Annotated in this window: 17 protein-coding genes; 13 read left to right on the top strand and 4 right to left on the bottom strand. The window is 70.6% G+C overall.

Annotated features, from left to right (window positions below; genetic code table 11):
• The first annotated feature begins 212 nt into the window (after nucleotides 1-212).
• The 4 genes from ABD366_RS10670 (at nucleotide 213) to ABD366_RS10655 (ending at nucleotide 6,177) form a co-directional block, all read left to right on the top strand.
• Nucleotides 213-1,385: a CaiB/BaiF CoA transferase family protein gene (locus tag ABD366_RS10670; RefSeq protein ID WP_324772436.1), complete on the top strand. Its 1,173-nt coding sequence runs from the start codon at nucleotides 213-215 to the stop codon at nucleotides 1,383-1,385.
• An 8-nt stretch (nucleotides 1,386-1,393) separates the two neighbouring features.
• On the top strand, nucleotides 1,394-2,536 hold the full coding sequence (locus ABD366_RS10665; RefSeq protein ID WP_324772437.1) for an acyl-CoA dehydrogenase family protein: 1,143 nt from the start codon (nucleotides 1,394-1,396) through the stop codon (nucleotides 2,534-2,536).
• A 37-nt stretch (nucleotides 2,537-2,573) separates the two neighbouring features.
• Nucleotides 2,574-3,788, top strand: a complete 1,215-nt coding sequence (locus tag ABD366_RS10660) for an acetyl-CoA C-acetyltransferase (RefSeq protein ID WP_324772438.1) — start codon at nucleotides 2,574-2,576, stop codon at nucleotides 3,786-3,788.
• Nucleotides 3,789-4,005: 217 nt separating this feature from the next.
• On the top strand, nucleotides 4,006-6,177 hold the full coding sequence (locus ABD366_RS10655; RefSeq protein ID WP_324772439.1) for a 3-hydroxyacyl-CoA dehydrogenase NAD-binding domain-containing protein: 2,172 nt from the start codon (nucleotides 4,006-4,008) through the stop codon (nucleotides 6,175-6,177).
• A gap of 46 nt (nucleotides 6,178-6,223) precedes the next feature.
• On the opposite strand, the gene ABD366_RS10650 is transcribed toward ABD366_RS10655, so the two are convergent.
• Nucleotides 6,224-6,973, bottom strand: a complete 750-nt coding sequence (locus tag ABD366_RS10650) for a MerR family transcriptional regulator (protein ID WP_324772440.1) — start codon at nucleotides 6,971-6,973, stop codon at nucleotides 6,224-6,226.
• 244 nt (nucleotides 6,974-7,217) lie between these two features.
• On the opposite strand from ABD366_RS10650, the gene ABD366_RS10645 reads away from it, so the two are divergent.
• The 3 genes from ABD366_RS10645 to ABD366_RS10635 all read left to right on the top strand — a co-directional run bounded on the left by ABD366_RS10645 (nucleotide 7,218) and on the right by ABD366_RS10635 (nucleotide 9,595).
• Complete coding sequence (locus ABD366_RS10645; protein WP_324772441.1) at nucleotides 7,218-8,690, top strand: amino acid permease; 1,473 nt, start codon at nucleotides 7,218-7,220, stop codon at nucleotides 8,688-8,690.
• 58 nt (nucleotides 8,691-8,748) lie between these two features.
• Nucleotides 8,749-9,228, top strand: a complete 480-nt coding sequence (locus ABD366_RS10640) for a macro domain-containing protein (RefSeq protein ID WP_324772442.1) — start codon at nucleotides 8,749-8,751, stop codon at nucleotides 9,226-9,228.
• Between the two features lie 88 nt (nucleotides 9,229-9,316).
• Nucleotides 9,317-9,595 (top strand): hypothetical protein, encoded by a 279-nt coding sequence (locus ABD366_RS10635; RefSeq protein WP_324772443.1) that lies wholly within the window; start codon nucleotides 9,317-9,319, stop codon nucleotides 9,593-9,595.
• Between the two features lie 35 nt (nucleotides 9,596-9,630).
• Here the strand turns inward: ABD366_RS10635 and ABD366_RS10630 are convergent, their stop codons facing one another.
• The gene (locus tag ABD366_RS10630) at nucleotides 9,631-10,512 is read right to left on the bottom strand and encodes an oxygenase MpaB family protein (protein WP_324772586.1); all 882 of its coding nucleotides are present in this window, start codon (nucleotides 10,510-10,512) and stop codon (nucleotides 9,631-9,633) included.
• Between the two features lie 119 nt (nucleotides 10,513-10,631).
• Between ABD366_RS10630 and ABD366_RS10625 the strand changes: the two genes are divergently transcribed.
• Nucleotides 10,632-11,468 (top strand): oxygenase MpaB family protein, encoded by an 837-nt coding sequence (locus ABD366_RS10625; protein ID WP_324772444.1) that lies wholly within the window; start codon nucleotides 10,632-10,634, stop codon nucleotides 11,466-11,468.
• A gap of 160 nt (nucleotides 11,469-11,628) precedes the next feature.
• Here the strand turns inward: ABD366_RS10625 and ABD366_RS10620 are convergent, their stop codons facing one another.
• Nucleotides 11,629-13,104, bottom strand: coding sequence for a M1 family metallopeptidase (locus tag ABD366_RS10620; protein WP_324772445.1), 1,476 nt, complete (start codon nucleotides 13,102-13,104; stop codon nucleotides 11,629-11,631).
• A 201-nt stretch (nucleotides 13,105-13,305) separates the two neighbouring features.
• Here ABD366_RS10620 and ABD366_RS10615 point away from each other — a divergent pair, with 201 nt between their 5' ends.
• From ABD366_RS10615 to ABD366_RS10595, 5 genes are all read left to right on the top strand, one after another.
• The gene (locus ABD366_RS10615; RefSeq protein ID WP_324772446.1) at nucleotides 13,306-15,276 is read left to right on the top strand and encodes a Xaa-Pro dipeptidyl-peptidase; all 1,971 of its coding nucleotides are present in this window, start codon (nucleotides 13,306-13,308) and stop codon (nucleotides 15,274-15,276) included.
• Nucleotides 15,273-16,568 (top strand): M14 family metallopeptidase, encoded by a 1,296-nt coding sequence (locus ABD366_RS10610; protein ID WP_324772447.1) that lies wholly within the window; start codon nucleotides 15,273-15,275, stop codon nucleotides 16,566-16,568. The genes ABD366_RS10615 and ABD366_RS10610 overlap by 4 nt, the downstream gene beginning before the upstream one ends.
• Before the next feature lie 126 nt (nucleotides 16,569-16,694).
• On the top strand, nucleotides 16,695-18,314 hold the full coding sequence (locus tag ABD366_RS10605) for a BCCT family transporter (protein ID WP_324772588.1): 1,620 nt from the start codon (nucleotides 16,695-16,697) through the stop codon (nucleotides 18,312-18,314).
• Between the two features lie 132 nt (nucleotides 18,315-18,446).
• Nucleotides 18,447-19,481 carry an oxidoreductase gene (locus tag ABD366_RS10600; RefSeq protein ID WP_324772448.1) on the top strand — a complete coding sequence of 345 codons (1,035 nt, stop codon included), beginning with the start codon at nucleotides 18,447-18,449 and terminating at the stop codon, nucleotides 19,479-19,481.
• A 60-nt stretch (nucleotides 19,482-19,541) separates the two neighbouring features.
• Nucleotides 19,542-21,179 (top strand): ABC-F family ATP-binding cassette domain-containing protein, encoded by a 1,638-nt coding sequence (locus tag ABD366_RS10595; RefSeq protein WP_324772449.1) that lies wholly within the window; start codon nucleotides 19,542-19,544, stop codon nucleotides 21,177-21,179.
• A gap of 84 nt (nucleotides 21,180-21,263) precedes the next feature.
• On the opposite strand, the gene ABD366_RS10590 is transcribed toward ABD366_RS10595, so the two are convergent.
• The gene (locus tag ABD366_RS10590) at nucleotides 21,264-23,627 is read right to left on the bottom strand and encodes a Tex family protein (RefSeq protein ID WP_324772450.1); all 2,364 of its coding nucleotides are present in this window, start codon (nucleotides 23,625-23,627) and stop codon (nucleotides 21,264-21,266) included.
• Between the last annotated feature and the right edge of the window lie 26 nt (nucleotides 23,628-23,653).

Raw genomic sequence — 23,653 nt, 5'->3', positions numbered from 1 at the left:
GGGATCCAGGGGTTCCAGGCCTGTTCATGACACTCCTCGCCGCGCTCCCGCGCCGTTGCCGGTGGCCGAGGCTAGCGTGCGCGCGGCCGGCGGACCCGGCCGGGCCGCAAATTGGCTAAGCGCTTGCTCGTCGGGGGGTTGTGCTGACCGGAACGGGTTCATAGCATCACCGGTGTTACATCAGTTGTGTCACAGACTGGGGGCGTGGCGGGATGGCAGTGGCAGGCACGGAATCCGGCGGCGGCCCGCTGGCCGGGGTGCGCGTGGTCGAACTCGCCGGAATCGGCCCGGGGCCGTTCGCCGCGATGCTCCTCGCCGACCTCGGCGCCGATGTCGTACGGGTCGACCGGCCCGGCGGCACGGGCCTCGCGATCGACCCCGCGTACGACGTCACCAACCGCAACAAACGGTCGGTGATCATCGACCTGAAGGCACCGGACGGCGCCGAGCGGGTGCTGCGCCTCACCGACCGCGCCGACGTACTGATCGAGGGGTACCGGCCGGGCGTCGCCGAGCGCCTGGGCGTGGGCCCCGGCACCTGTCACGCCCGCAACCCGAAGCTGGTCTACGGCCGGATGACCGGCTGGGGCCAGGAAGGCCCCCTCGCCCAGCGCGCCGGGCACGACATCGGGTACATCGCGCTCACCGGCGCCCTCGGCATGATCGGCAAGCCCGACGAGCCGCCGACCGTCCCCGCCAACCTCGTCGGGGACTACGCGGGCGGCTCGCTCTACCTCGTCGTCGGCATCCTCGCCGCCCTCCACCACGCCCGCGCGACCGGCGCGGGACAGGTCGTCGACGCCGCGATCGTCGACGGCACCTCCCATCTCGCCGCGATGATCCACGGCATGCTCGCGGCCGGCGGCTGGCAGGACCGGCGCGGTGCCAACCTCCTCGACGGCGGCTGCCCGTTCTACGGCACGTACGAGACCGCCGACGGCCAGTACATGGCGGTCGGCGCCCTTGAGCAGCAGTTCTACGACGAGTTCATCCGCCTCATGGGCCTCACCGGGAGTGCGCCCGCACGCAAGGACCTGGCCCGCTGGGGCGAGCTGCGCGAGGCCATCGCCGCCCGGTTCAAGCAGCGCACGAGAGACGAATGGACGGCCGTCTTCGAGGGCTCCGACGCCTGCGCGGCCCCCGTCCTCTCGCTGCGTGAGGCCCCCGGCCACCCGCATCTCGCCGCCCGCTCCACCTTCGTCGACCACGGCGGCATCACCCAGCCCGCACCCGCGCCCCGCTTCTCCGCCACGCCCACCGCGGTCCGCTCGGGCCCCGCCCGGCCGGGCGCCGACACCGCGGAGGTGGCCCGCGACTGGGGTGTACCGGAGCTGACAGAGCCCACCGACTCCGAGCCCACCGACTCATCGAAGAAAGGCAGTTGATCGCGAGCATGGAGCGACGCCTGTACAGCGCCGAGCACGAGGCGTTCCGCGAGACCGTCCGCACCTTCCTCGCCAAGGAGGTGACCCCGCACTACGAGCAGTGGGAGAAGGACGGCATCGTCGCGCGCGAGGCCTGGCTCGCCGCCGGACGCCAGGGGCTGCTCGGTCTCGCCGTGCCCGAGGAGTTCGGGGGCGGCGGCACCACCGACTTCCGCTACAGCGCCGTACTGGCCGAGGAGTTCACGCGCGCGGGCGCCGCGGGCCTCGCCGTCGGTCTGCACAACGACATCGTCGGCCCGTACCTGACCTCCCTCGGCACCGAGGAGCAGAAGCGGCGCTGGCTGCCCGGGTTCTGCGACGGTTCGACGATCACCGCCATCGCGATGACCGAACCCGGCGCCGGCTCCGACCTCCAGGGCATCCGCACCACCGCCGAGGACCGGGGCGACCACTGGCTGCTCAACGGCTCCAAGACCTTCATCTCCAACGGCATCCTCGCCGACCTCGTGATCGTCGTCGCCAAGACCACGCAGGAAGGCGGCGCGCACGGCCTGTCGCTGCTCGTCGTCGAGCGCGGCACGGAGGGCTTCGAGCGCGGCCGCAACCTCGACAAGATCGGCCAGAAGGCGCAGGACACGGCCGAGTTGTTCTTCGACGACGTCCGCGTCCCGAAGGAGAATCTGCTCGGCGAACTCAACGGCGCGTTCGTCCACCTGATGACGAACCTCGCGCAGGAGCGCATGGGCATCGCCGTCGCCGCCATCGCCGCCGCCGAGCACCTCTTGGAGATCACCACGAGCTACGTCAAGGAACGCGAGGCGTTCGGCCGGCCGCTCGCCAAGCTCCAGCACATCCGGTTCGAGATAGCCGAGATGGCCACCGAGTGCGCCGTCACCCGCACGTTCCTCGACCGCTGCATCGAGGACCACTCCGACGGCACCCTCGACGCCGTGCACGCCTCCATGGCCAAGTGGTGGGCGACCGAACTGCAGAAGCGCGTCGCCGACCGCTGCCTCCAACTGCACGGCGGGTACGGGTACATGACCGAGTACCGCGTCGCCAAGGCCTTCACCGACGGCCGCATCCAGACCATCTACGGCGGCACGACCGAGATCATGAAGGAGATCATCGGCCGTTCGCTGCTGTCCTGACCCTGCCCCTCGCTCCGATGTCCCGAAAGGCACTTCCGTGACCACTGACGCGTACGTATACGACGCGATCCGCACCCCGCGCGGCCGTGGCAAGGCCAGCGGCTCCCTGCACGGCACCAAGCCGATCGACCTCGTCGTCGGTCTCATCCACGAGATCCGGGCGCGCTTCCCGGGCCTGGACCCCGCCGCGATCGACGACATCGTGCTCGGCGTCGTGGGCCCGGTCGGCGACCAGGGCTCCGACATCGCCCGGATCGCCGCCATCGCCGCCGGCCTGCCCGACACGGTCGCCGGCGTCCAGGAGAACCGCTTCTGTGCCTCGGGCCTCGAGGCCGTCAACCTGGCGGCGATGAAGGTCCGTTCGGGCTGGGAGGACCTCGTCCTCGCCGGTGGTGTCGAGTCGATGTCGCGGGTGCCGATGGCCTCCGACGGCGGTGCCTGGTTCGCCGACCCGATGACCAACTTCGAGACCGGCTTCGTGCCGCAGGGCATCGGCGCCGACCTCATCGCCACCATCGAGGGCTTTTCCCGGCGCGACGTCGACGAGTACGCGGCGCTCTCCCAGGAGCGGGCCGCCGCCGCGGTCAAGGACGGGCGCTTCGACCGCTCGATCGTCCCCGTCAAGGACCGCAGCGGCCTGACCGTCCTCGACCACGACGAGTTCCTGCGCCCCGGCACCACCGCGGACTCGCTGGCCAAGCTCAAGCCGTCCTTCAAGGACATCGGCGACCTGGGCGGCTTCGACGCGGTGGCACTGCAGAAGTACCACTGGGTCGAGAAGATCGACCACGTGCACCACGCGGGCAACTCCTCCGGCATCGTCGACGGCGCCTCCCTCGTCGCCATCGGCTCGCGCGAGGTCGGCGAGCGCTACGACCTGACGCCGCGGGCCCGCGTCGTCTCCGTGGCCGTCTCCGGCTCCGAGCCGACCATCATGCTCACCGGGCCCGCGCCCGCGACCCGCAAGGCCCTCGCCAAGGCGGGCCTGACCATCGACGACATCGACCTCGTCGAGATCAACGAGGCGTTCGCGGCGGTGGTGCTCCGCTTCGTCCGGGACATGGGCCTCTCGCTCGACAAGGTCAACGTCAACGGCGGGGCGATCGCGCTCGGGCACCCGCTCGGCGCGACCGGGGCGATGATCCTGGGCACGCTGGTGGACGAGCTCGAGCGCAGGGACCTCCGGTATGGGCTGGCCACGTTGTGCGTCGGGGGTGGGATGGGGATCGCGACCATCGTGGAGCGGGTGTAGCGCCGTAGGGGCGGTGTTCGTCGCCGGGTGCGGGTCTCGTCGTGGCTGGTCGCGCAGTTCCCCGCGCCCCTGGAGCATGCGGCTCCGCCGCAGCCCCATGAGGGCGCGGGGAACTGCGCGAGAAGCCCCACCGACCCGCACCCGGCCGCGAAACACAGCCAGCCCCTCCCCGGATCCCGCCCAAAAACTCCCCGCACAAGACGTCACGGAGACCCAAATGACTGCCAGCACAACCATCCGCTGGGAACAGGACGAAACCGGCATCGTCACCCTCGTCCTCGACGACCCGAACCAGTCCGCGAACACCATGAACCAGGCGTTCAAGGACTCCATCGCCGCGATCGCCGACCGCGCGGAGGCCGAGCGCGACGCGATCCGCGGGATCATCTACACCTCCGCCAAGAAGACCTTCTTCGCGGGCGGCGACCTGAAGGACATGATGAAGGCCGGGCCCGAGGACGCCCAGGCCGTCTTCGAGACCGGCCTCGGCATCAAGAACTCGCTGCGCCGCATCGAGACGCTAGGCAAGCCCGTCGTCGCGGCGATCAACGGCGCGGCCCTGGGCGGCGGTTACGAGATCGCGCTCGCCAGCCACCACCGCGTCGCGCTCGACGCCCCGGGCTCGAAGATCGGCCTCCCCGAGGTCACCCTGGGCCTGCTCCCGGCCGGCGGCGGTGTGACCCGTACCGTCCGCCTCATGGGCATCGCCGACGCCCTCCTCAAGGTGCTGCTCCAGGGCACCCAGTACGCCCCGAAGCGCGCCCTGGAGAACGGCCTGATCCATGAAGTGGCCGCCACCCGCGAGGAGATGATCGAGAAGGCCCGCGCCTTCATCGACGCCCACCCCGAGTCGCAGCAGCCCTGGGACAAGCCCGGCTACCGCATCCCGGGCGGCACCCCGGCCCACCCCAAGTTCGCCGCGAACCTCCCCGCCTTCCCCGCCAACCTCAAGAAGCAGCTGAACGGCGCGCCCTACCCGGCCCCCCGCAACATCCTCGCCGCGGCCGTCGAGGGCTCGCAGGTCGACTTCGAGACGGCCCTGACCATCGAGGCCCGTTACTTCACCGAGCTGGTCACTGGGCAGACCGCGAAGAACATGATCCAGGCGTTCTTCTTCGACCTCCAGGCCGTCAACTCGGGCGCCAACCGCCCGAAGGGCATCGAGCCGCGCAAGGTCACCAAGGTCGCCGTGCTCGGCGCCGGGATGATGGGTGCGGGCATCGCCTACTCCTGTGCCCGCGCAGGGATCGACGTCGTCCTCAAGGACGTGTCCGCAGAGGCCGCCGCCAAGGGCAAGGCCTACTCCGAGAAGCTGTGCGCCAAGGCCGTCACCCGTGGACGTACGACCCAGGAGAAGGCGGACGCGCTGCTCGCCCGCATCACGCCCACCGCCGACCCGCAGGCACTGGCCGGCTGCGACGCCGTCATCGAGGCCGTCTTCGAGGACCCGTCGCTCAAGCACAAGGTGTTCCAGGAGATCCAGCACGTCGTCGCCCCGGACGCGCTGCTGTGCTCCAACACCTCCACGCTGCCGATCAGCGTCCTCGCCGAGGGCGTCGAGCGCCGCGGCGACTTCATCGGCCTGCACTTCTTCTCGCCCGTCGACAAGATGCCGCTCGTCGAGATCATCAGGGGCGAGCAGACCGGCGACGAGGCCCTGGCCCGCGCCTTCGACCTCGTACGGCAGATCAACAAGACGCCGATCGTCGTCAACGACTCGCGCGGCTTCTTCACGTCCCGGGTCATCGGCCACTTCATCAACGAGGGCGTCGCCATGGTCGGCGAGGGCATCGAGCCCGCCTCCGTGGAGCAGGCCGCGGGCCAGGCCGGCTACCCGGCCAAGGTCCTGTCCCTGATGGACGAGCTGACCCTGACCCTGCCCCGCAAGATCCGCAACGAGACCAAGGCCGCGATTCTCGAGGCCGGCGGCGAGTGGACCGCGCACCCGGCCGAGGGCGTCATCGACCGCATGGTCGACGAGTTCGGCCGCCCCGGACGCAGCGGCGGCGCGGGCTTCTACGAGTACGGCGAGGACGGCAAGCGCGCCGGTCTCTGGCCGGGTCTGCGCGAGCACTTCACCAAGGCGGGGTCCGAGATCCCCTTCGAGGACATGCAGGAACGCATGCTCTTCTCGGAGGCGCTCGACACGGTGCGGCTCGTGGAGGAGGGTGTTCTCACCTCCGTCGCCGACGCCAACATCGGCTCGATCTTCGGCATCGGCTTCCCCGGCTGGACCGGCGGCGTGCTCCAGTACATCAACGGCTACGAGGGCGGCCTCACCGGATTCGTCGCCCGCGCGCGCGAACTGGCCGAGCGCTACGGCGACCGGTTCCTGCCGCCCGCGCTCCTCGTGGAGAAGGCGGAGAAGGGCGAGACCTTCAAGGACTGACCTCGTCCGGCGCGGGAGGCGTCCACCCGGGTGCCCGGTCCGGGTGTCAGCCCTCGGCGTGGAACGCCTCCCGCAGCTCCTCCTTCAACGACCGCTGGAACGCCGTCACCAGCGCCTGTACGACCATCGGCTGCATATGGGCCGACAGCGACTTCATCGCCGCGAGATGCTCCGGGTCCGACTCGCGCTCCCGGTAGGGCCCCCACACCTCGTCCCGGAACAGCCGGGACAGCTCGTGCGCCGCCTGCCGGGTGTGCTCCATGAGGACCGTGCGCGCGGCGAGGATCGTCTCGTGCGCGATCGGCACGCCGAGCAGCTGCACGCCCAGGCGCAGCAGGCCCACGTCCACGCGGTACACGTCGGCGTCCTCCTCGTACGCGATGACGCCCATCGCCGAGAGCCGGTCCAGGTCGGTGCCGGACAGGGCGCGGCCGGCCCGCTTCTCCAGCTCGGCGCGCTCCATGTCCTCCGCCGTGTCCGGCGCCCAACTCGCCACCACCGCACGGTGGATGGCCAGGTCGTGTGCGCTCAGGTCCGCCGGCAGCTGTTCCAGGTAGCGCTCGATCGCGGCGAGCGTCATGCCCTGGACCTGGAGCTCCTCGATCAGTGCGAGCCGGGAGAGGTGGTCCTGCCCGTAGTGGCCGACCCGGCGCGGGCCGATCACCGGCGGCGGCAGCAGCCCGCGCGTGCTGTAGAAGCGGATCGTGCGGACCGTGACGCCCGCGCGCGCGGCCAGCTCGTCGACGGTCAGCGTGGGAGCGGACGCCGCCTCGGCGCCCTTGATGTCCGTCGTCATATCCGCCTCGGGTCGATCGGGTTCAACAGTATTGCTGACACACCGATGTTGTGAAAGTGCCCGGCATGACCTCATACCGCTTTGTGAGAAGAACCGCTATGTGATCTGTGCCACCGCATTCCCGGTGATCTCTGGGGGAAGGTGCACAGTCGGTCCGCGCACTGTCAGGGGTGTCGCGGGCCTCAGTACATCCGGACCCCGGCCGGCCCTCGGCCGCCGGGCACCAGAGAGTGGACACCCCCACGTGAGCAAGGACGCCGTGAACACGGCCGTGGACGCATCCCCCACTGATGCGCCCCAGACGCCCGCCGACGCGGGCGACGCCGGTTACAGCAAGGACCTCAAGGCCCGCCACGTCAACATGATCGCGATCGGTGGCGCGATCGGAACCGGACTCTTCCTCGGCGCCGGCGGCCGCCTCCACTCGGCCGGCCCCGCCCTGGCCGTCGCGTATCTCATCTGCGGAGTCTTCGCGTACCTGGTCGTGCGGGCTCTCGGCGAGATGGTCGTGTACCGGCCCTCCTCCGGTTCCTTCGTGTCGTACGCGCGCGAGTTCCTCGGCGAGAAGGGCGCCTATGTAGCCGGGTGGATGTACTTCCTGAACTGGTCGATGACCGGCATCGCCGACATCACGGCCATCGCGCTCTACACGCAGTACTGGAGCGCCTTCACCACCATCCCGCAGTGGGTACTGGCGCTGATCGCCCTCGCCGTCGTGCTCAGCGTGAACCTCGTCTCGGTGAAGTACTTCGGTGAGATGGAGTTCTGGTTCGCGATCGTCAAGGTGGCCACGCTCGTGGCCTTCCTGTTCGTGGGCATCTTCCTGGTCGCCACGCAGCACCCGATCGACGGCCAGACACCCGGGTTGAGCATGATCACCGACCATGGCGGGTTCATGCCGAGCGGCCTGATGTCGGTGGTCCTCGTCATGCAGGGCGTCGTGTTCGCCTACGCGGCCCTGGAGCTGGTGGGCGTCGCCGCGGGCGAGACCGCGGACCCGCAGAAGGTCGTCCCGCGCGCGGTGAACTCGATCATGTGGCGCGTCGCCCTGTTCTACTGCGGCTCGGTGCTGCTGCTCGCCCTGCTGCTCCCGTCGACGGTGTACTCGTCGGACGAGAGCCCGTTCGTCACCGTGTTCAGCAAGCTGGGCATCGGCGGCATCGGCGACATCATGAACCTGGTCGTGCTGACCGCCGCCATGTCCTCGCTCAACTCCGGTCTGTACTCCACGGGCCGCATCCTGCGCTCCATGGCGATGTCGGGCTCCGCCCCGAAGTTCACCGCCCGGATGAACCGCAGCCAGGTGCCCTACGGCGGCATCCTGCTCACCGCGGGCGTCGGCGTCCTCGGCGTGGGCCTGAACTACCTGCTCCCGCACGACGCCTTCGAGATCGTCATCGAGGTCTCCTCGATCGGCATCATCGGCACCTGGGTCATGATCATGGTCGCCCACCTGGCGTTCGTCCGCCGCGCCAAGCAGGGCCTGGTCCAGCGTCCCTCGTTCCGCCTGCCGTGGTCCCCGGTCACCGAGATCGTCACGATCGTCTTCCTGCTCTCCGTCCTCGGCCTCATGTGGAACGACGCGGAGACCGGCCGCAAGACGCTCTCCCTGATCCCGATAGTCGCGGTCCTGCTCGTGGCGGGCTGGTTCGCGGCCCGCCGCCGCATCGCGCGCGAGGGAACCCAGGAGCTGACGAACAGCCCCAAGGGCCGATAGACCATGGAGAAAACCCGCCGCTGACCCCGTTGTCAGTGCCGGCCTCTACGGTGGCGTCATGTCGGAGATCACGTACGTCCGGGGTGACGCCACCCAGCCGTTCGGCAAGGGCCCACGACTGATCGTCCATGTCTGCAACGACATCGGGGGATGGGGCAAGGGCTTCGTCCTCGCCCTGTCGCGCCGCTGGCCCGAGCCGGAGAAGGCGTACCGCCGCTGGCACCGCGAGCGCGCGACGAACGACTTCGGGCTCGGCGCCGTCCAGTTCGTCCAGGTCGAGTCGTACCTGTGGGTGGCGAACCTGGTCGGCCAGCGCGGCACCCGCACGGGCAGCAAGGGCGTCCCGGTCCGCTACGAGGCGATCGGCGCGGGCCTCGCGGACGTGGCTGCGAAGGCCGCCGAACTCGGCGCCTCCGTCCACATGCCGCGCATCGGGTGCGGTCTCGCGGGCGGCAAGTGGCCCCGCGTCGAGCCGCTGATCACCGAGCGGCTCACGGCCCGGGGGATACCGGTCACGGTGTACGACCACGACGGGTGAGCGGAGGGCCGGGTCGCTCTCGCGGAGCGGTTCGGTCCCGGGCGCCTCGGAGCGTTGCGACCGTGTGCCGACCGGGTAGGACCCAGGCATGGCACTGGTCCCGTGGGACGTTCACCTCAAGGCGGGTCAACTGGCTGTGTACGCGGCCGCGTTGACGACCATGCTTCTCACCACCGTCCGGCGGCGGCCCCGCCGGCCGGTGCAGGCGGCGCCCGCCCCGCCCGCGCCCCGGCACCTGCGGGCCCACGTCGTGCCGACCCACCCCGCCGGGGGCGACTCCGAGCACACCGCCGCCGTCACCGACCTGCGCACCTGCGTCTCCGAACTCGCCTCCGACCTGGCCAAGCGCTACGGGGGAGAGCTCTGAGGCCGCCGCCGGGTCAGCCCCGGGTCAGCCCCAGGTCAGCCCTGGGTCTCGTCCGGGAGAGGCCGCAGTGGCCGCCCGTGCGCCCAGTGCGGTCCCAGATCGTCCAGCGTGTAGCCGAACGGATACGTGCGCGGTTCGGGCAGCCGAGGCCGGCGATTCGGGCGAGGCGGCAGCAGCCGTACGAACGCCGAGCGCGCCCGCAGCGCCCGTACCGACAGCGATTGCACCCAGCGCGGCTGCGGCCGGTATCCGAGCGCCCGTAACAGGGGCTCGTCGAGCACCGCCAGCGAGAACCGGGCGACCAGGGGCCGCAGCGGGCCGGGATACCAGGAGGCGATGACCCGGAACGTGGCGGTCACGACCCGTCGGTTCGCCGGGTCGTAGGCGAACATCTCCCGCTCGTAGTCGTCCATCAGCTTCTCGAAGTCGGCGTACGAGCGCGGCACGTCCCGGATCCCCATCAGCAGACCCATCTTGTGCCCGACCAGGGCCAGCGCCTGTGTCTCGTTCGCGCACAGCGGCCGCCACCCGTACGCGTCGATCCAGCGCTTGGGCCCGACGACGGTGGTCGCGAGGACATAGCGGAAGTCCTCGTTCGCGATGTCGTAGCGGCCGTGCACCCGGTTGAGATGCCGGGCCGCCGCCCGCCCGCGCTCCGAGTCGAAGCCGTCCTCGGTCATCTCGAACGCGAACAGCACCGTGTCGTCGTACCGCTTCTGCCCGGCTCGCTCGAACTCCTGCGTGTGGTCGAGGAGCCGGGAGATCCGCGGCACCCCGTAGTCGCGCAGGAAAGCGACCCCTATGCCCTGGTTGTAGTCCCACGGGAACTCGTACTGGGAGATGAGTTTGTGGATCCGTTCGTAGTCCCGCTCGGGGTCCATGCGGCGTATCTCACGCAGTCTGCTGTAACGGCCCATGGGCAGGGTGTAGCGCAAGTCGCCCGCACTTTCGAGAGCACCGACGAAGAACCGGAAAACCAGGCGGCGCATACTGGAACACAGACATCAACAGCCCCACCCGTCCCACAGGAAACCGTATGAAGCACGAGCCGGATCCGCCGCCGCCCCCGCCCGGCGGGATCCTCTGGGACACCGCGGGCGACATCCGCTCCCTGCTCGCGCTGCCGGCCGCGTTCGTGCTCCAGGTCGCACACCCCGCCGTCGGCGCCGGTGTCGACGACCACTCGGTGTTCAGGACCGACCCCTGGGGCCGCGGGCAGCGCTCGCTCACCTCGGTCCTGCTGTGGGTCTACGGCGGCGACGAGGCGGCCGAGGAAGGCCGCAGACTGCGGCGCCTGCACCGCGCCATACAGGGCACGGACCCGCACGGCCGCCGCTACCACGCGCTGACCCCCGCGTACTACGCCTGGGTCCACGCCACGGGCTACCCCGTCGCCCGCTACGCCCGCCGCTACTTCGCCCGGCCCTTCACGCCCGCCGAGGACGAGCGGTTCTACGCGGAGTGGCTGATGGTCGGGCGCATACTCGGCATCCACGACCGGGACATGCCGCAGACGGTCGAGGAGTTCTGGCCGTACTACGAGAAGGTGCTCGCGCGGGAAGTCGGGCCGAACGCGGTGGTCGCGGAGCTGACGGCCGCCGACCGGGCCGTCCCGCCGCCGCCCGGGCCCCGCGTACTGCGTCTTCTGTGGCCGCTGCTGCGCCCCGCGCTCACCCGGGTGCTCCGGTTCCTGTCGATCGGCCTGCTGCCGCCCGAGGCCCGCGAGGCGGTCGGCCTCGAGTGGACCCCGCGGCAGGAGCGGCGGTTGCGGCGGGTGGCTGTGCTGGTCCGGTGGCTCGTCCCCCGCCTCCCGGAGCGCCTGAGATACCTCCCGCTCGCGCGCCGGGCGAGGGCGGCGACGCGTCTGCCGTGAGCGGTCCGTCCGCCGAGTGCGGGCCGGTGGGGGCTTCTCGCGCAGTTCCCCGCGCCCCTGAGAGGCGCACTTCGTGCGCCACCTCATGGAGCCGCGGCGAAGCCGCATGCTCCAGGGGCGCGGGGAACTGCGCGACCAGCCCCCACCGTCCCGCACCCGCTCAGCGCTCCCCATGCACCCCATTGGTAGCCGCGATCTTCTTCCAGGACTTCGGCTGCTCCGGCGCAGACAAGGCCCCCAGCGCGGACGCCGCAGGCTTCACCGGCTGATACAGCCACGTATCGAACAACCCCGCCAACGGCTTACCAGAGACCTTCTCCGCATACCGCACAAAGTCGGAGACACCCGCGTTGCCGTACGCGTGCACCTTCGGCCACCCCTTCAGAATCGCGAAGAACTTCTTCTCTCCGACCGCGTTGCGCAGCGCCTGCACCGCCACGGCCCCCCGGTCGTACACGGCCGCGTCGAACTGGTTCTCCGCCCCCGGGTCACCCGGCTCGACCTGCCAGAACGGGTCGTCCGCCGGGTGCTGCGCGTACACGTAGTCCGCGAGTTCCTGGGCCGTGCCCTCGCCCTCCTTCTCGGACCAGAGCCACTGGCTGTAGCGGGCGAAGCCCTCGTTGATCCAGATGTCCTTCCAGTCGTCGACGGAGACGCTGTCGCCGTACCACTGGTGCGCCAGCTCATGGACGACGACGGACACGTTCGAGCCGTTCGCGAACTGCTTCGGCGAGTAGAAGGGGCGCGTCTGCGTCTCCAGGGCGAACGACGACGGCACGTTCGGGACGTACCCGCCGAGCGCCTCGAAGGGGTACGTCCCGAAGACCGTCTCCAGCCACTCGGCGACCTCGGTCGTGCGCTCCACGCTCGCCTTGGCGGCGCCCTCGTTCGCGCCGAGGTCCTTGCTGTAGGCGTTGACGACCGGCAGACCGTTCGCCGTCGTGTCGGTCGTGATGTCGAACTTGCCGACCGCGAGCGTCGCGAGATACGTGGCCTGCGGCTTGCTGGAGCGCCAGTTGAAGCGGGTCCAGCCCAGCTTCGAACTCTGCGACTGGAGCGTGCCGTTGGAGATCGCCTGCGTACCGTCGGGCACGGACACCGACACGTCGTACGTCGCCTTGTCGCGCGGGTGGTCGTTGGACGGGAACCACCAGGCGGCCGCCTCCGGCTCGTTGGCGGCGACGCCACCGTCCGGGGTGCGCTGCCAGGACGTGAACCCCCACAGCTTCACCTCGGACGGCTTGCCCGCGTACTTCACGACGACCGTGAACGGGGTGCCCTTGGGCAGCCCGGCCGCGGGCGTCACCTCCAGCTCCTGCACGCCCGACTTGGCGAACCGCGCCTTCTTGCCGTTCACCCTGACCTCGCTCGCGGTGAGCCCGAAGTCGAGGTTGAACCGCGACAGGTCCTGCGTGGAGGAGGCGAGGATCGTCGCCGTGCCCTCCAACAGGTCCGTCTTCGGCTGGTACTCCAGACGCAGGTCGTAGTGGGAGACGTCGTAGCCGCCGTTCCCGTACGTCGGGTAGTAGGGGTCACCGATGCCCGCGGCGCCCGGCTCGAAGTCGGCGGCCGATGCCGGGATCGCCAGCAGCAGAGAGGCCGCGAGCGCGCCGGGGGCGATGAGTCTGCGGTACACGAAAGCTCCAAGTCGTAGGGGCAGGCCGAGGATTGATCTCGTCCGCGAGCCTATTCAGCACCTGCCGTCCCGGTCATGTCCATGGCCCCCGCTGTCACACGATCGCCATTCGGCCGACATGTGCCTTCCTGTCCCATGCGCCTGTCATCGGTGCGTACGGCCCTCTGTCGCGCGGGAGTCGACCCGTGTACCTTCCGCGCCATGCCGATACCTGCCAGACGCACCCACCGCCTCTGGAGAACGTTCGCAGCCGCGGCCACCACCGCCCTGCTCGCCGTTCTCGTCGTCCCCGGCGCCGCCCAGGCCGCGCCCGCTCCCCGCGAGTCGCAGCCCGTCTACTCGTACGGGAACGCGATCCGCGAGTCCGTCTGGGTCGACACCCGCGTCGACGGGGACGACGACGGAAAGACCGACCGGGTCGCCGTCGACATCGTCCGCCCGCGCGAACCCGCCGCACAGGGCCGCAAGATCCCCGTCATCATGGACGCGAGCCCGTACTACTCCTGCTGCGGACGCGGCAACGAGAGCCAGCTCAAGACGTACGACGCCAACGGCAACGTCGTCCAGATGCCGCTCTACTACGACAACTACTTCGTGCCCCGCGGCTACGCCTTCGTCGCCGTCGACCTCGCCGGCACCAACCGCTCCGACGGCTGCGTCGACGTCGGCGGACGCTCCGACATCCAGTCCGCCAAGGCCGTCGTCGACTGGCTGAACGGCCGCGCCAAGGGCTACTCGAGCCGCACCGGCACCGAGCGCGCCCAGGCGTCCTGGACCAACGGCCGCACCGGCATGATCGGCAAGAGCTACGACGGCACCATCGCCAACGGCGTCGCCGCGACCGGCGTCGAGGGCCTGGAGACGATCGTCCCGATCGGCGCGATCTCGTCCTGGTACGACTACTACTTCCAGCAGGGCGCCCCGCTCTACGACTCGGGCCCCGAGTGGCTGTCCGACGCCGTGGAGAGCGACGAGGCCCGCGCGCGCTGCGCCGCCGTGCAGAAGCGACTTGTCGACGAAGCGCCCCGCAGCGGTGACTGGACCTCGCTGTGGGAGGAGCGCGACTACGTCAAGGACGCCCACAAGGTGAAGGCCAGCGTCTTCGTCACGCACGGCATGCAGGACCTCAACGTCCGCGCCAAGCACTTCGGCCAGTGGTGGGACGCGCTCGCGAAGAACGGTGTCGACCGCAAGATCTGGCTCTCCCAGACCGGCCACGTCGACCCGTTCGACTACCGCCGTGACGCCTGGGTCCCCACCCTGCACCGCTGGTTCGACCACGAACTCCTTGGCTACGACAACGGCATCGACCGCGAGCCCATGGCCGACATCGAGCGCACCCCGGACCACTGGAGCACCGACAAGGTGTGGCCCGCGCGCACGACGGCGACGACCGCGCTGCACCCCGGCAAGGGCAGCGCCGCGGGCGTCGGCACCCTCGGCCTCGCATCCGGCCGCGGCACCGAGACGTTCACCGACGACCCGGCCCTGAGCGAGACCGACTGGGCCGCACAGATCGACACGTCGACCCCGGGCAAGGCCGGGTTCATCAGCCGCCCGCTCGGCAAGGACCTGCGCCTGTCCGGCTCCTCGAAGGTGACGGTCACCGCGACCCCGACCACCGGCAGCGCGCACCTGAGTGCCGTCCTCGTCGACCTCGGCCCGGCCACCATCCGCGACTACGCGGGCGCCGGCGAAGGCATCACGACCCTCACCGACCGCAGCTGCTACGGCCCCAGCACCACCGGTGACAGCTCCTGCTACAAGAACACCCAGGCCGCCACCGCCGACGTCAACTCGACGATCTTCAGCCGCGGCTGGGCCGACCTCGGCACCTACGCGAACCCGGACAAGGGCCGCCCGCTGACCCCCGGCAAGGCGTACACCGTCACCCTGCAGCTCGCCGCGAGCGACCACGTCGTGCCCAAGGGCCACCGGCTCGCCCTGATCGTCGCCGGGACGGACAAGGACCTCATCGACCCCCCGTCGACCAGGCCGACCCTGACCGTCGACCTGTCCCGCACCGTGGCCCGCGTCCCCGTCGTCGGCGGCGCCAAGGCGTTCACGGCGGCCACCGCCGGATCCCACGGGGTCACGCCCCGTTCGAAGACGGCCGACGGCGTGAGCACGTACCGTCTGGACCGCCCCCTCCCGGGAGGCAGCAACCGATGAAGTCCCGTAGACAGACCCTCGCCCTGGCCACCGCCGCCGCGGCGGCGCTCGCCGCGCCCCTCGTCGCCACGGTCCCGGCGCAGGCGACCGCCACCCCGCCGCGGACCGGCTTCGAGCAGACCAACGGCGCCCGCTGGACCAGCCAGCCCGAGGAGCAGCGCCTCCTCGCCGCCGTCGACAAGGCGTCCGACAAGGTCTCCGTCTCCCGCATCGGCACGACGAAGCAGGACCGTCCGGTGCAGCTGGTCCGCATCGGCGCGCGCCACTCCGCCCGTACCGTGCTGCTGATCTGCAGCCAGCACGGCGACGAACCGTCCGGCCGCGAGGCGTGTCTCACCGAGATCCGCGACCTCGCGTACGCCAAGTACACCAAAGACGCGGCCACACAGGCATTCCTGGCCCGGACGACCCTCCTCGTCGTGCCCACCGCCAACCCCGACGGACGCGCCGCCGACACCCGCGGCAACTCCGACGGCATCGACATCAACCGCGACCACCTCTCCCTCAAGACGGCGGAGGCGCGGGCCATGGCGGCCGTCATCCGCGACCGGCAGCCCGACGTCATCTACGACCTGCACGAGTACGGGGCCACGCCCCAGTACTACGACAAGGCCCTCTTCGACCTCTGGCCGCGCAACCTGAACACCGACGCCCGGGTCCACGACGAGGCCGAGACACTGTCCCTCGACTACGTCCGCCCGGCCGCACAGGCCGCCGGGCACTCCACGGGCACGTACGGCATCTGGACCGACCCGGTCACCGGCGACCCGATCAAGCAGACCGCGGGCGACGGACAGGAGCGCATCCTGCGCAACATGTCCGGGATCAAGCACGCGGTCGGCCTGCTCATCGAGAGCCGCGTCGACCCCGGCACTCCCGCCGAGGAAGCCGACGAGTCGCTGAACAACCGGCGCCGCCGCGACTCACAACTCGCCGCACTCACCGGACTGTTCCGCTTCAGCGGCGAACGGGCCGGCCGGATCGAGGCGGCGACCGGCGCCGCCCGCCTCGCCGGCTTCCGTGACACCGGGCCCGTCTACGTCGGGGGCGCCGACAACGACCCGGCCGAACCGGCCGAGACCCTCCAGGACCCGCCCTGCGGCTACCGGCTCACCGCGGACCAATACGCCGAGTACAAGGACGAGTTGGCCCTGCACGGCATCACCGTCCGCAGATCGGGCAGCGGGGCGTACGTACCGCTGCGGCAGTCCGAACGGGCCCTGGTGGCACTGCTGCTCGACGCCCACGCGCCGTACCACCTGACAGAAGGGGCGCCCGACACCCGCTGCTGAACAGGTGTGGGACGCGCCGGATGTGGTAGGCCCTACGGGGTGACAACCCCTCAGAAACCACCACCCGACGCGTCCCTTCCCCAAGAGGGCGCAGCAGGCGGCCGGAGCCCCGCCACCGACAAGATCGTGTTCGGCGTCACCGCCGTGCTCACCCTGGCCTTCGTGGTCTGGGGCTCCGTCGCGACCGACAACTTGGAGAGCGTCTCCAACAAGGCGCTCAAAGGACTGATCCACAACGGCGGTTGGGCGTTCATGCTCGCCGCCACCGGCTTCGTCGTCTTCGCGCTGTGGCTGGCCGTCAGCCGCTACGGGAAGATCACGCTGGGCAAGGAGGGCGAGGAGCCGGAGTTCCGCACCGTCTCCTGGGTCGCCATGATGTTCAGCGCCGGCATGGGCATCGGTCTCATGTTCTACGGCGTGAGCGAACCCCTCGCGCACTTCACCACGCCCCCGCCGGGCACCGACCCGGCGGACTCGGCCGACGCCATGGAAACGGCCATGGCGACCACCCTGTTCCACTGGACGCTGCACCCCTGGGCGATCTACGCGGTCGTCGGACTCGCCATCGCCTACAGCACGTTCCGCCGCCGCAGGCGGCAGACGATCTCCTCCGTCTTCGTGCCGCTCATCGGCGAGAAGCACGCCCACGGGGCGTGGGGCCGGGTCATCGACATCATCGCGATCTTCGCCACGCTCTTCGGCTCGGCGGCCTCGCTCGGCCTCGGCGCGCTGCAGATCGGCTCCGGATTCGAGGAGCTCGACTGGATGGACAAGGCGGGCACGGGGCTGCTCGTCTCCATCATCGCCGTCCTGACCGTCGCGTTCGTCGCCTCCGCGGTCTCCGGTGTGGAGAAGGGCATCCAGTGGCTGTCGAACATCAACATGGTGCTCGCGCTCGTCCTGGCGGTCTTCGTCTTCGTCGCAGGCCCGACGATCATCGTCCTTGACCTCCTCCCCACCTCCATCGGCGCCTACCTCGGCGACCTGCCCCAGCTCATCGGCCGCACCGAAGCCTCCAGCGGCAAGGGTGTCGCCGACTGGCTCGGCAGCTGGACGGTCTTCTACTGGGCCTGGTGGATCTCCTGGACGCCCTTCGTCGGCATGTTCATCGCGCGCATCAGCCGCGGCCGCACCATCCGCCAGTTCGTCGGCGGCGTCATCCTCGTCCCGTCCACCGTGAGCCTGCTCTGGTTCGCGATCTTCGGCGGTACGGCGATGAAGATGAAGGAGCACGGGCAGCTCGCCGGCGCCACCACCCCGGAGGCGCAACTCTTCGGCGTACTCCAGGAGTTCCCGATCGCCACCGCCACGAGCCTGCTCGTCATGATCCTGGTCGGCATCTTCTTCGTCTCCGGCGCGGACGCCGCCTCGATCGTCATGGGCACCCTGTCGCAGAAGGGCGCGCTCGAACCCGGCCGGTTCGTCGTCATCTTCTGGGGCGTGGTGACGGGCGCGGTGGCGGCCGTCATGCTGCTCATCGGCGACGGCTCGGGCAACGCGCTCACCGGCCTGCAGAACCTCACGATCCTCGTGGCAGCGCCCTTCACCCTCGTGATGATCGGCATGTGCGTGGCCCTCATGCGCGACCTGCGCCGGGACCCGCTCATCGTCCGCGGCGACATGGGCACCGAGGTCGTCGAGGCGGCCGTGGTCGCAGGACACCAGAAGTACGGCGGCGAGTTCGAGATCACGATCGGCCCCGGGGAAGGCCTGGAGACAGAAGGCGACCCCATCGGGAAACACTGAGGTCCACAGAGGCCGAGGTTCACACGGGACGCCGCGGTCCGCTCCGCGGCGGCGGCGTCCCGACCCCATAGTGCCGTAGCGGAATATCTGATGCCGCGGTCACAACAGGTGGCAAGTGGGGATACTCACCGCATGTCTGCCGAGTATGCGACTTTCGGCCTGGCACCGGCGATGCGCGCCGGTGGAGTGCTCGCCAACGGTGAGGTCCAAGTCCACCGGGACTTCGTGGACTTCATCGTCAACGGGCGCCCGCTGCTGTTCCAGCTCTCCGACCTCGACGCGGTCTCCCCGCTGGCCGCCGACATCCCGCCCGCCATCTTCACCGACCACGTCAAGAGCCTGCTGATGGAGGCCGAGGCGCCGCTCGCCGACGGCCGGTACGTCATCTACGGCTGTCCCGAGTGCGAGGGTCTGGAGTGCGGCGCGGTCACCGCCGTGATCGAGCGGGCCGACGACGGCAGTGACGACTTCGTGTGGCGCGACTTCGCCTGGCAGACCGACGACCACGCCGACCTGGAGCGCAACGGCTACCACGGCATAGGCCCGTTCCGCTTCCACGGAGCCGCCTACCGCACGGCGCTCGGCGCTCTGCTCGACGCGGCCGCCGAACCCGTAGAACGCCGCCGGGTCCTGCTCATCGGCGCCCGCGTCGCCGTCCTCGCCAAACTCGCCGCCGCCCTGCGCACCATCGGTATCGGCGCCGAGATCACCCAGGACGCGTCCGGCGTCTCCGCCGAAGAACTGTGGACGTACGGGGCCGTCGCCTTCGGCCGTACCGTCGATGAGCACCGACGAGCCGTCGTGCGGCGACAGTTCGAACAGGCGGGCGCCGATCCCGCCTACGTCGACGGACTCGCCCCGATCATCCCGCTGCTCGTCGCCCAGATCGAGGCCGCGCTCGACCGCAGCCCGCAGGAACAGCGCCGGCTGACAAGGCTCGTCGCCGCCGACGGGGAGGCGGGCCTGGAAGTCACGTCCACATGCCGCGTCCAGCTCACCTCGTACCGTCTCGACCGCCTGTACCGCACCCACACCCACGATGTCTTCGACGAGGTCCTCGGCCCCGGCCCGCACCGCATCCCGCTCGACAGCAAGGCGACCAAGGGGGAGTGCTTCCTCGTGGCCCGCACCACCGGGAGCGTGCTGGTGGCGCCGATGGCGCGCTGACCGCCGACGGGGCAGTGCGAGCGTGCCCCGCTCCGGCGCCCGATTAGGATCAGAGCCCTGATGACTGCCACGCTCGTAGCCAAGAACCTCGCCGCCGGACACGGGGACCGTGCCCTGTTCGCCGGACTCGACCTCGTCGTCGCGCCCGGCGACGTGATCGGACTCGTCGGCGCCAACGGTGCCGGGAAGTCCACCCTCCTGCGGCTCCTCGCCGGACTCGCCACCCCGGAGGAGGGCGAGCTGCGGCTCTCCCCGGCGACCGCGACCGTGGGCCACCTCCCGCAGGAACCGGACCGCAGGCCCGACGAGACCGTGCGGCAGTTCCTCGCCCGCCGCACCGGCGTCGACGAGGCGCAGCGCCTCATGGACGAAGCGACCCAGGCCCTCGTCGACGAGGCTCCGGGCGCCGACGACGCGTACGCGACCAGCCTGGAGCGCTGGCTGGACCTGGGCGGCGCCGACCTCGACGAGCGGGCCGAGGAGGTCGCCGGACAGCTCGGCCTGAGCGTCGGCCTCGACCAGGCGATGACGTCGCTCTCCGGCGGCCAGGCGGCCCGCGCGGGCCTGGCCTCCCTCCTCCTCTCCCGCTACGACGTCTTCCTCCTGGACGAGCCGACCAACGACCTGGACCTCGCGGGCCTGGAGCGCCTGGAGTCGTTCGTCCGGGGCCTTCGCGCGGGCACCGTCGTCGTCAGCCACGACCGGGAGTTCCTCACCCGCACGGTCACCAAGGTCCTGGAACTCGACCTCGCCCAGCAGCAGATCAACCTCTACGGCGGCGGCTACGACGCCTACCTGGAGGAGCGCGACGTCGCCCGGCGGCACGCGCGCGAGGAGTTCGAGGAGTACGCCGACAAGAAGTCCGCGCTCGAGAGCCGCGCCCAGACACAGCGGTCCTGGATGGACAAGGGCGTCAAGAACGCCCGGCGCAAGGCGACCGACAACGACAAGATCGGCCGCAAGTTCCGCAGCGAGTCCAGCGAGAAGCAGGCCGCCAAGGCCCGCCAGACGCAGCGCATGATCGAGCGGCTCGATGTCGTCGATGAGCCCCGCAAGGAGTGGGAGCTGCGCATGGAGATCGCTGCGGCGCCCCGTTCCGGCTCGGTCGTCGCCTCGCTCCGGGACGCCGAACTGGTCCGCGGGGACTTCAGGTTCGGCCCGGTGACGCTCCAGATCGACTGGGCGGACCGGATCGCGATCACCGGCGTGAACGGCTCCGGGAAGTCGACCCTGCTCGGCGCCCTGCTCGGCCGCATCCCGCTCGACTCGGGGCACGCGACGCTCGGCTCCGGTGTCGTGGTCGGCGAGGTCGACCAGGCCCGCGCCCTGTTCCACGGCCCGGAGGCCCTGCTCGACGCGTTCTGCGCGGCCGTCCCCGACACCGAACCGGCCGAGGTCCGCACCCTGCTCGCCAAGTTCGGCCTGAAGGCGGACCACGTCCTGCGCCCGGCGGCGACCCTCTCACCAGGCGAACGCACCCGCGCCGCCCTCGCCCTCCTCCAGGGCAGGGGCGTCAACCTCCTGGTCCTGGACGAGCCGACCAACCACCTGGACCTGCCGGCCATCGAGCAGCTGGAGTCGGCCCTGGACTCGTACAACGGCACGCTGCTTCTGGTCACGCACGACCGCAGGATGCTGGACGCGGTGAAGACGACCAGGCGCCTTGAGGTAGCGGCGGGCAAGGTCGCAGAAGCCTAGGAGGCGCCGCTCAGGGGCGCGGGAACCGCGCGCTCGGCCACGAACCGGCGCGCAGCTCCCCACGGTCATCCGCCCCGACGGCGCCTACGTCAGGCCGGCCTTGCGCAGGGCGTCGGCCATGGCGGAGTTGGCCGGCCCGGCAGCGGGCCGGCCCTTGCCGCCGCCACCGGAGGACCCTCCACGGCCGCCCGGCTGCCCCTGCCGGGACTGACGCGGCGGCTTGCGGTCGCCGCCCCGCCCGCCACGGTCCCCGCCGGACGACTTCTCATCGTCAAGACGCAGCGTCAGCGAGATCCGCTTGCGCGGGACGTCGACCTCGAGCACCTTGACCTTCACGATGTCGCCGGGCTTCACGACGTCGCGCGGGTCCTTCACGAACGTGCGGGACAGCGCCGAGACGTGCGCGAGCCCGTCCTGGTGCACACCGACGTCGATGAACGCCCCGAACGCGGCGACGTTCGTCACGACGCCCTCCAGGATCATCCCCGGCTCCAGGTCGCCGATCTTCTCGACGCCCTCCTTGAAGGTGGCCGTCTTGAAGGCGGGCCGCGGGTCGCGCCCCGGCTTCTCCAGCTCCTTCAGAATGTCCGTCACGGTCGGCAGGCCGAACGTGGTGTCCACGTACTCGGCCGGCTTCAGCGAACGCAGCGTCCCCGTGTCGCCGATCAGCGAACCGACCTCGCCACCGGTCGACTTCGCCATCCGCCGCACCAGCGGATACGCCTCCGGGTGCACGGCCGACGCGTCCAGCGGGTCGTCGCCGCCGCGGATCCGCAGGAAGCCCGCGCACTGCTCGTACGCCTTCGGGCCGAGCCGGGCCACGTCCTTGAGGCCCTTGCGGTTGCCGAACGGGCCGTGGGAGTCGCGGTGCGACACGATGTTCTCCGCGAGTCCCGCGCCGATGCCGGAGACCCGGGCTAGCAGCGGGGCCGACGCGGTGTTCACGTCCACGCCCACGCCGTTCACACAGTCCTCGACCACGGCGTCCAAAGAGCGCGAGAGCTTCACTTCGCTCAGGTCGTGCTGGTACTGGCCGACCCCGATCGACTTCGGGTCGATCTTGACCAGTTCGGCGAGCGGGTCCTGGAGGCGCCGGGCGATGGAGACGGCGCCGCGCAGCGACACGTCCATGTCCGGCAGCTCCTGGGAGGCGAACGCGGAGGCCGAGTACACCGAGGCGCCCGCCTCGGAGACCATCACCTTGGTGAGCTTCAACTCCGGGTGCTTGTCGATGAGTTCACCGGCGAGCTTGTCGGTCTCCCGCGACGCCGTGCCGTTGCCGATCGCGATCAGGTCGACCGCGTGCTCCTTGGAGAGCCGCGCCAGCCTGGCGATCGCCTCGTCCCACCGGTTGGCCGGGACATGCGGGTGGATGACGTCGGTCGCCACGACCTTGCCCGTCGCGTCGACGACCGCGACCTTCACGCCCGTACGGAAACCGGGGTCGAGACCCAGCGTCGCGCGCGTGCCCGCGGGGGCGGCGAGCAGCAGGTCCCGCAGGTTCGCCGCGAAGACCTTGACCGCCTCGTCCTCCGCGGCCGTACGAAGACGCAGCCGCAGGTCGATGCCGAGGTGCACCAGGATGCGCGTACGCCAGGCCCAACGGACCGTGTCCGCGAGCCACTTGTCGCCCGGCCGCCCCTGGTTCCGGATGCCGAAACGGTCGGCGACGATCGGCTCGTAGGAGGAAGGACCCCCGTCGTCGACGGGCTCCTCGGGCTCCAGGACGAGCTCGAGCACGTCCTCCTTCTCGCCGCGCAGCATCGCCAGGACGCGGTGCGAGGGCAACTCCTTGAAGGACTGGGCGAAGTCGAAGTAGTCGGCGAACTTGGCGCCCGCCTCCTCCTTGCCGGACTTCACCTTCGCGACGAGCCGCCCGCGCACCCACATGCGCTCGCGCAGCTCACCGATGAGGTCGGCGTCCTCGGAGAACCGCTCGGTGAGGATGGCGCGCGCCCCGTCGAGCGCGGCCTGCGGATCGGCGACGCCCTTGTCGGCGTCGACGAACGCGGCCGCGGCGGCCAGCGGCTCCACCGACGGGTCGCCGAACAGGCCGTCCGCCAGCGGTTCCAGGCCCGCCTCGCGCGCGATCTGCGCCTTCGTCCGCCGCTTCGGCTTGAACGGCAGATAGATGTCCTCCAGGCGCGCCTTGGTGTCGGCGGCGCGGATCCGCGCCTCCAGCTCCTCGGTGAGCTTGCCCTGCTCGCGCACCGAGTCCAGGACCGACGCGCGCCGGTCCTCCAGCTCGCGCAGGTACCGCAGCCGCTCCTCCAGGGTGCGCAGCTGGGCGTCGTCGAGGGACTCCGTCGCCTCCTTGCGGTAGCGGGCGATGAAGGGCACCGTCGAGCCGCCGTCCAGCAGCTCGACGGCGGCCTTCACCTGCCGCTCCCGTACGCCGAGTTCCTCGGCAATCCTGCCTTCGATGGACCCAACAGTGGGTGTCGCCACGATCCCGTACCGCCTATGTCGAATGA

The organism is Streptomyces kunmingensis (assembly GCF_039533535.1).
In the GTDB taxonomy this organism is placed as follows: Bacteria; Actinomycetota; Actinomycetes; order Streptomycetales; family Streptomycetaceae; genus Streptomyces; species Streptomyces kunmingensis.
This window is presented reverse-complemented; position numbering and strand designations above follow the sequence as displayed.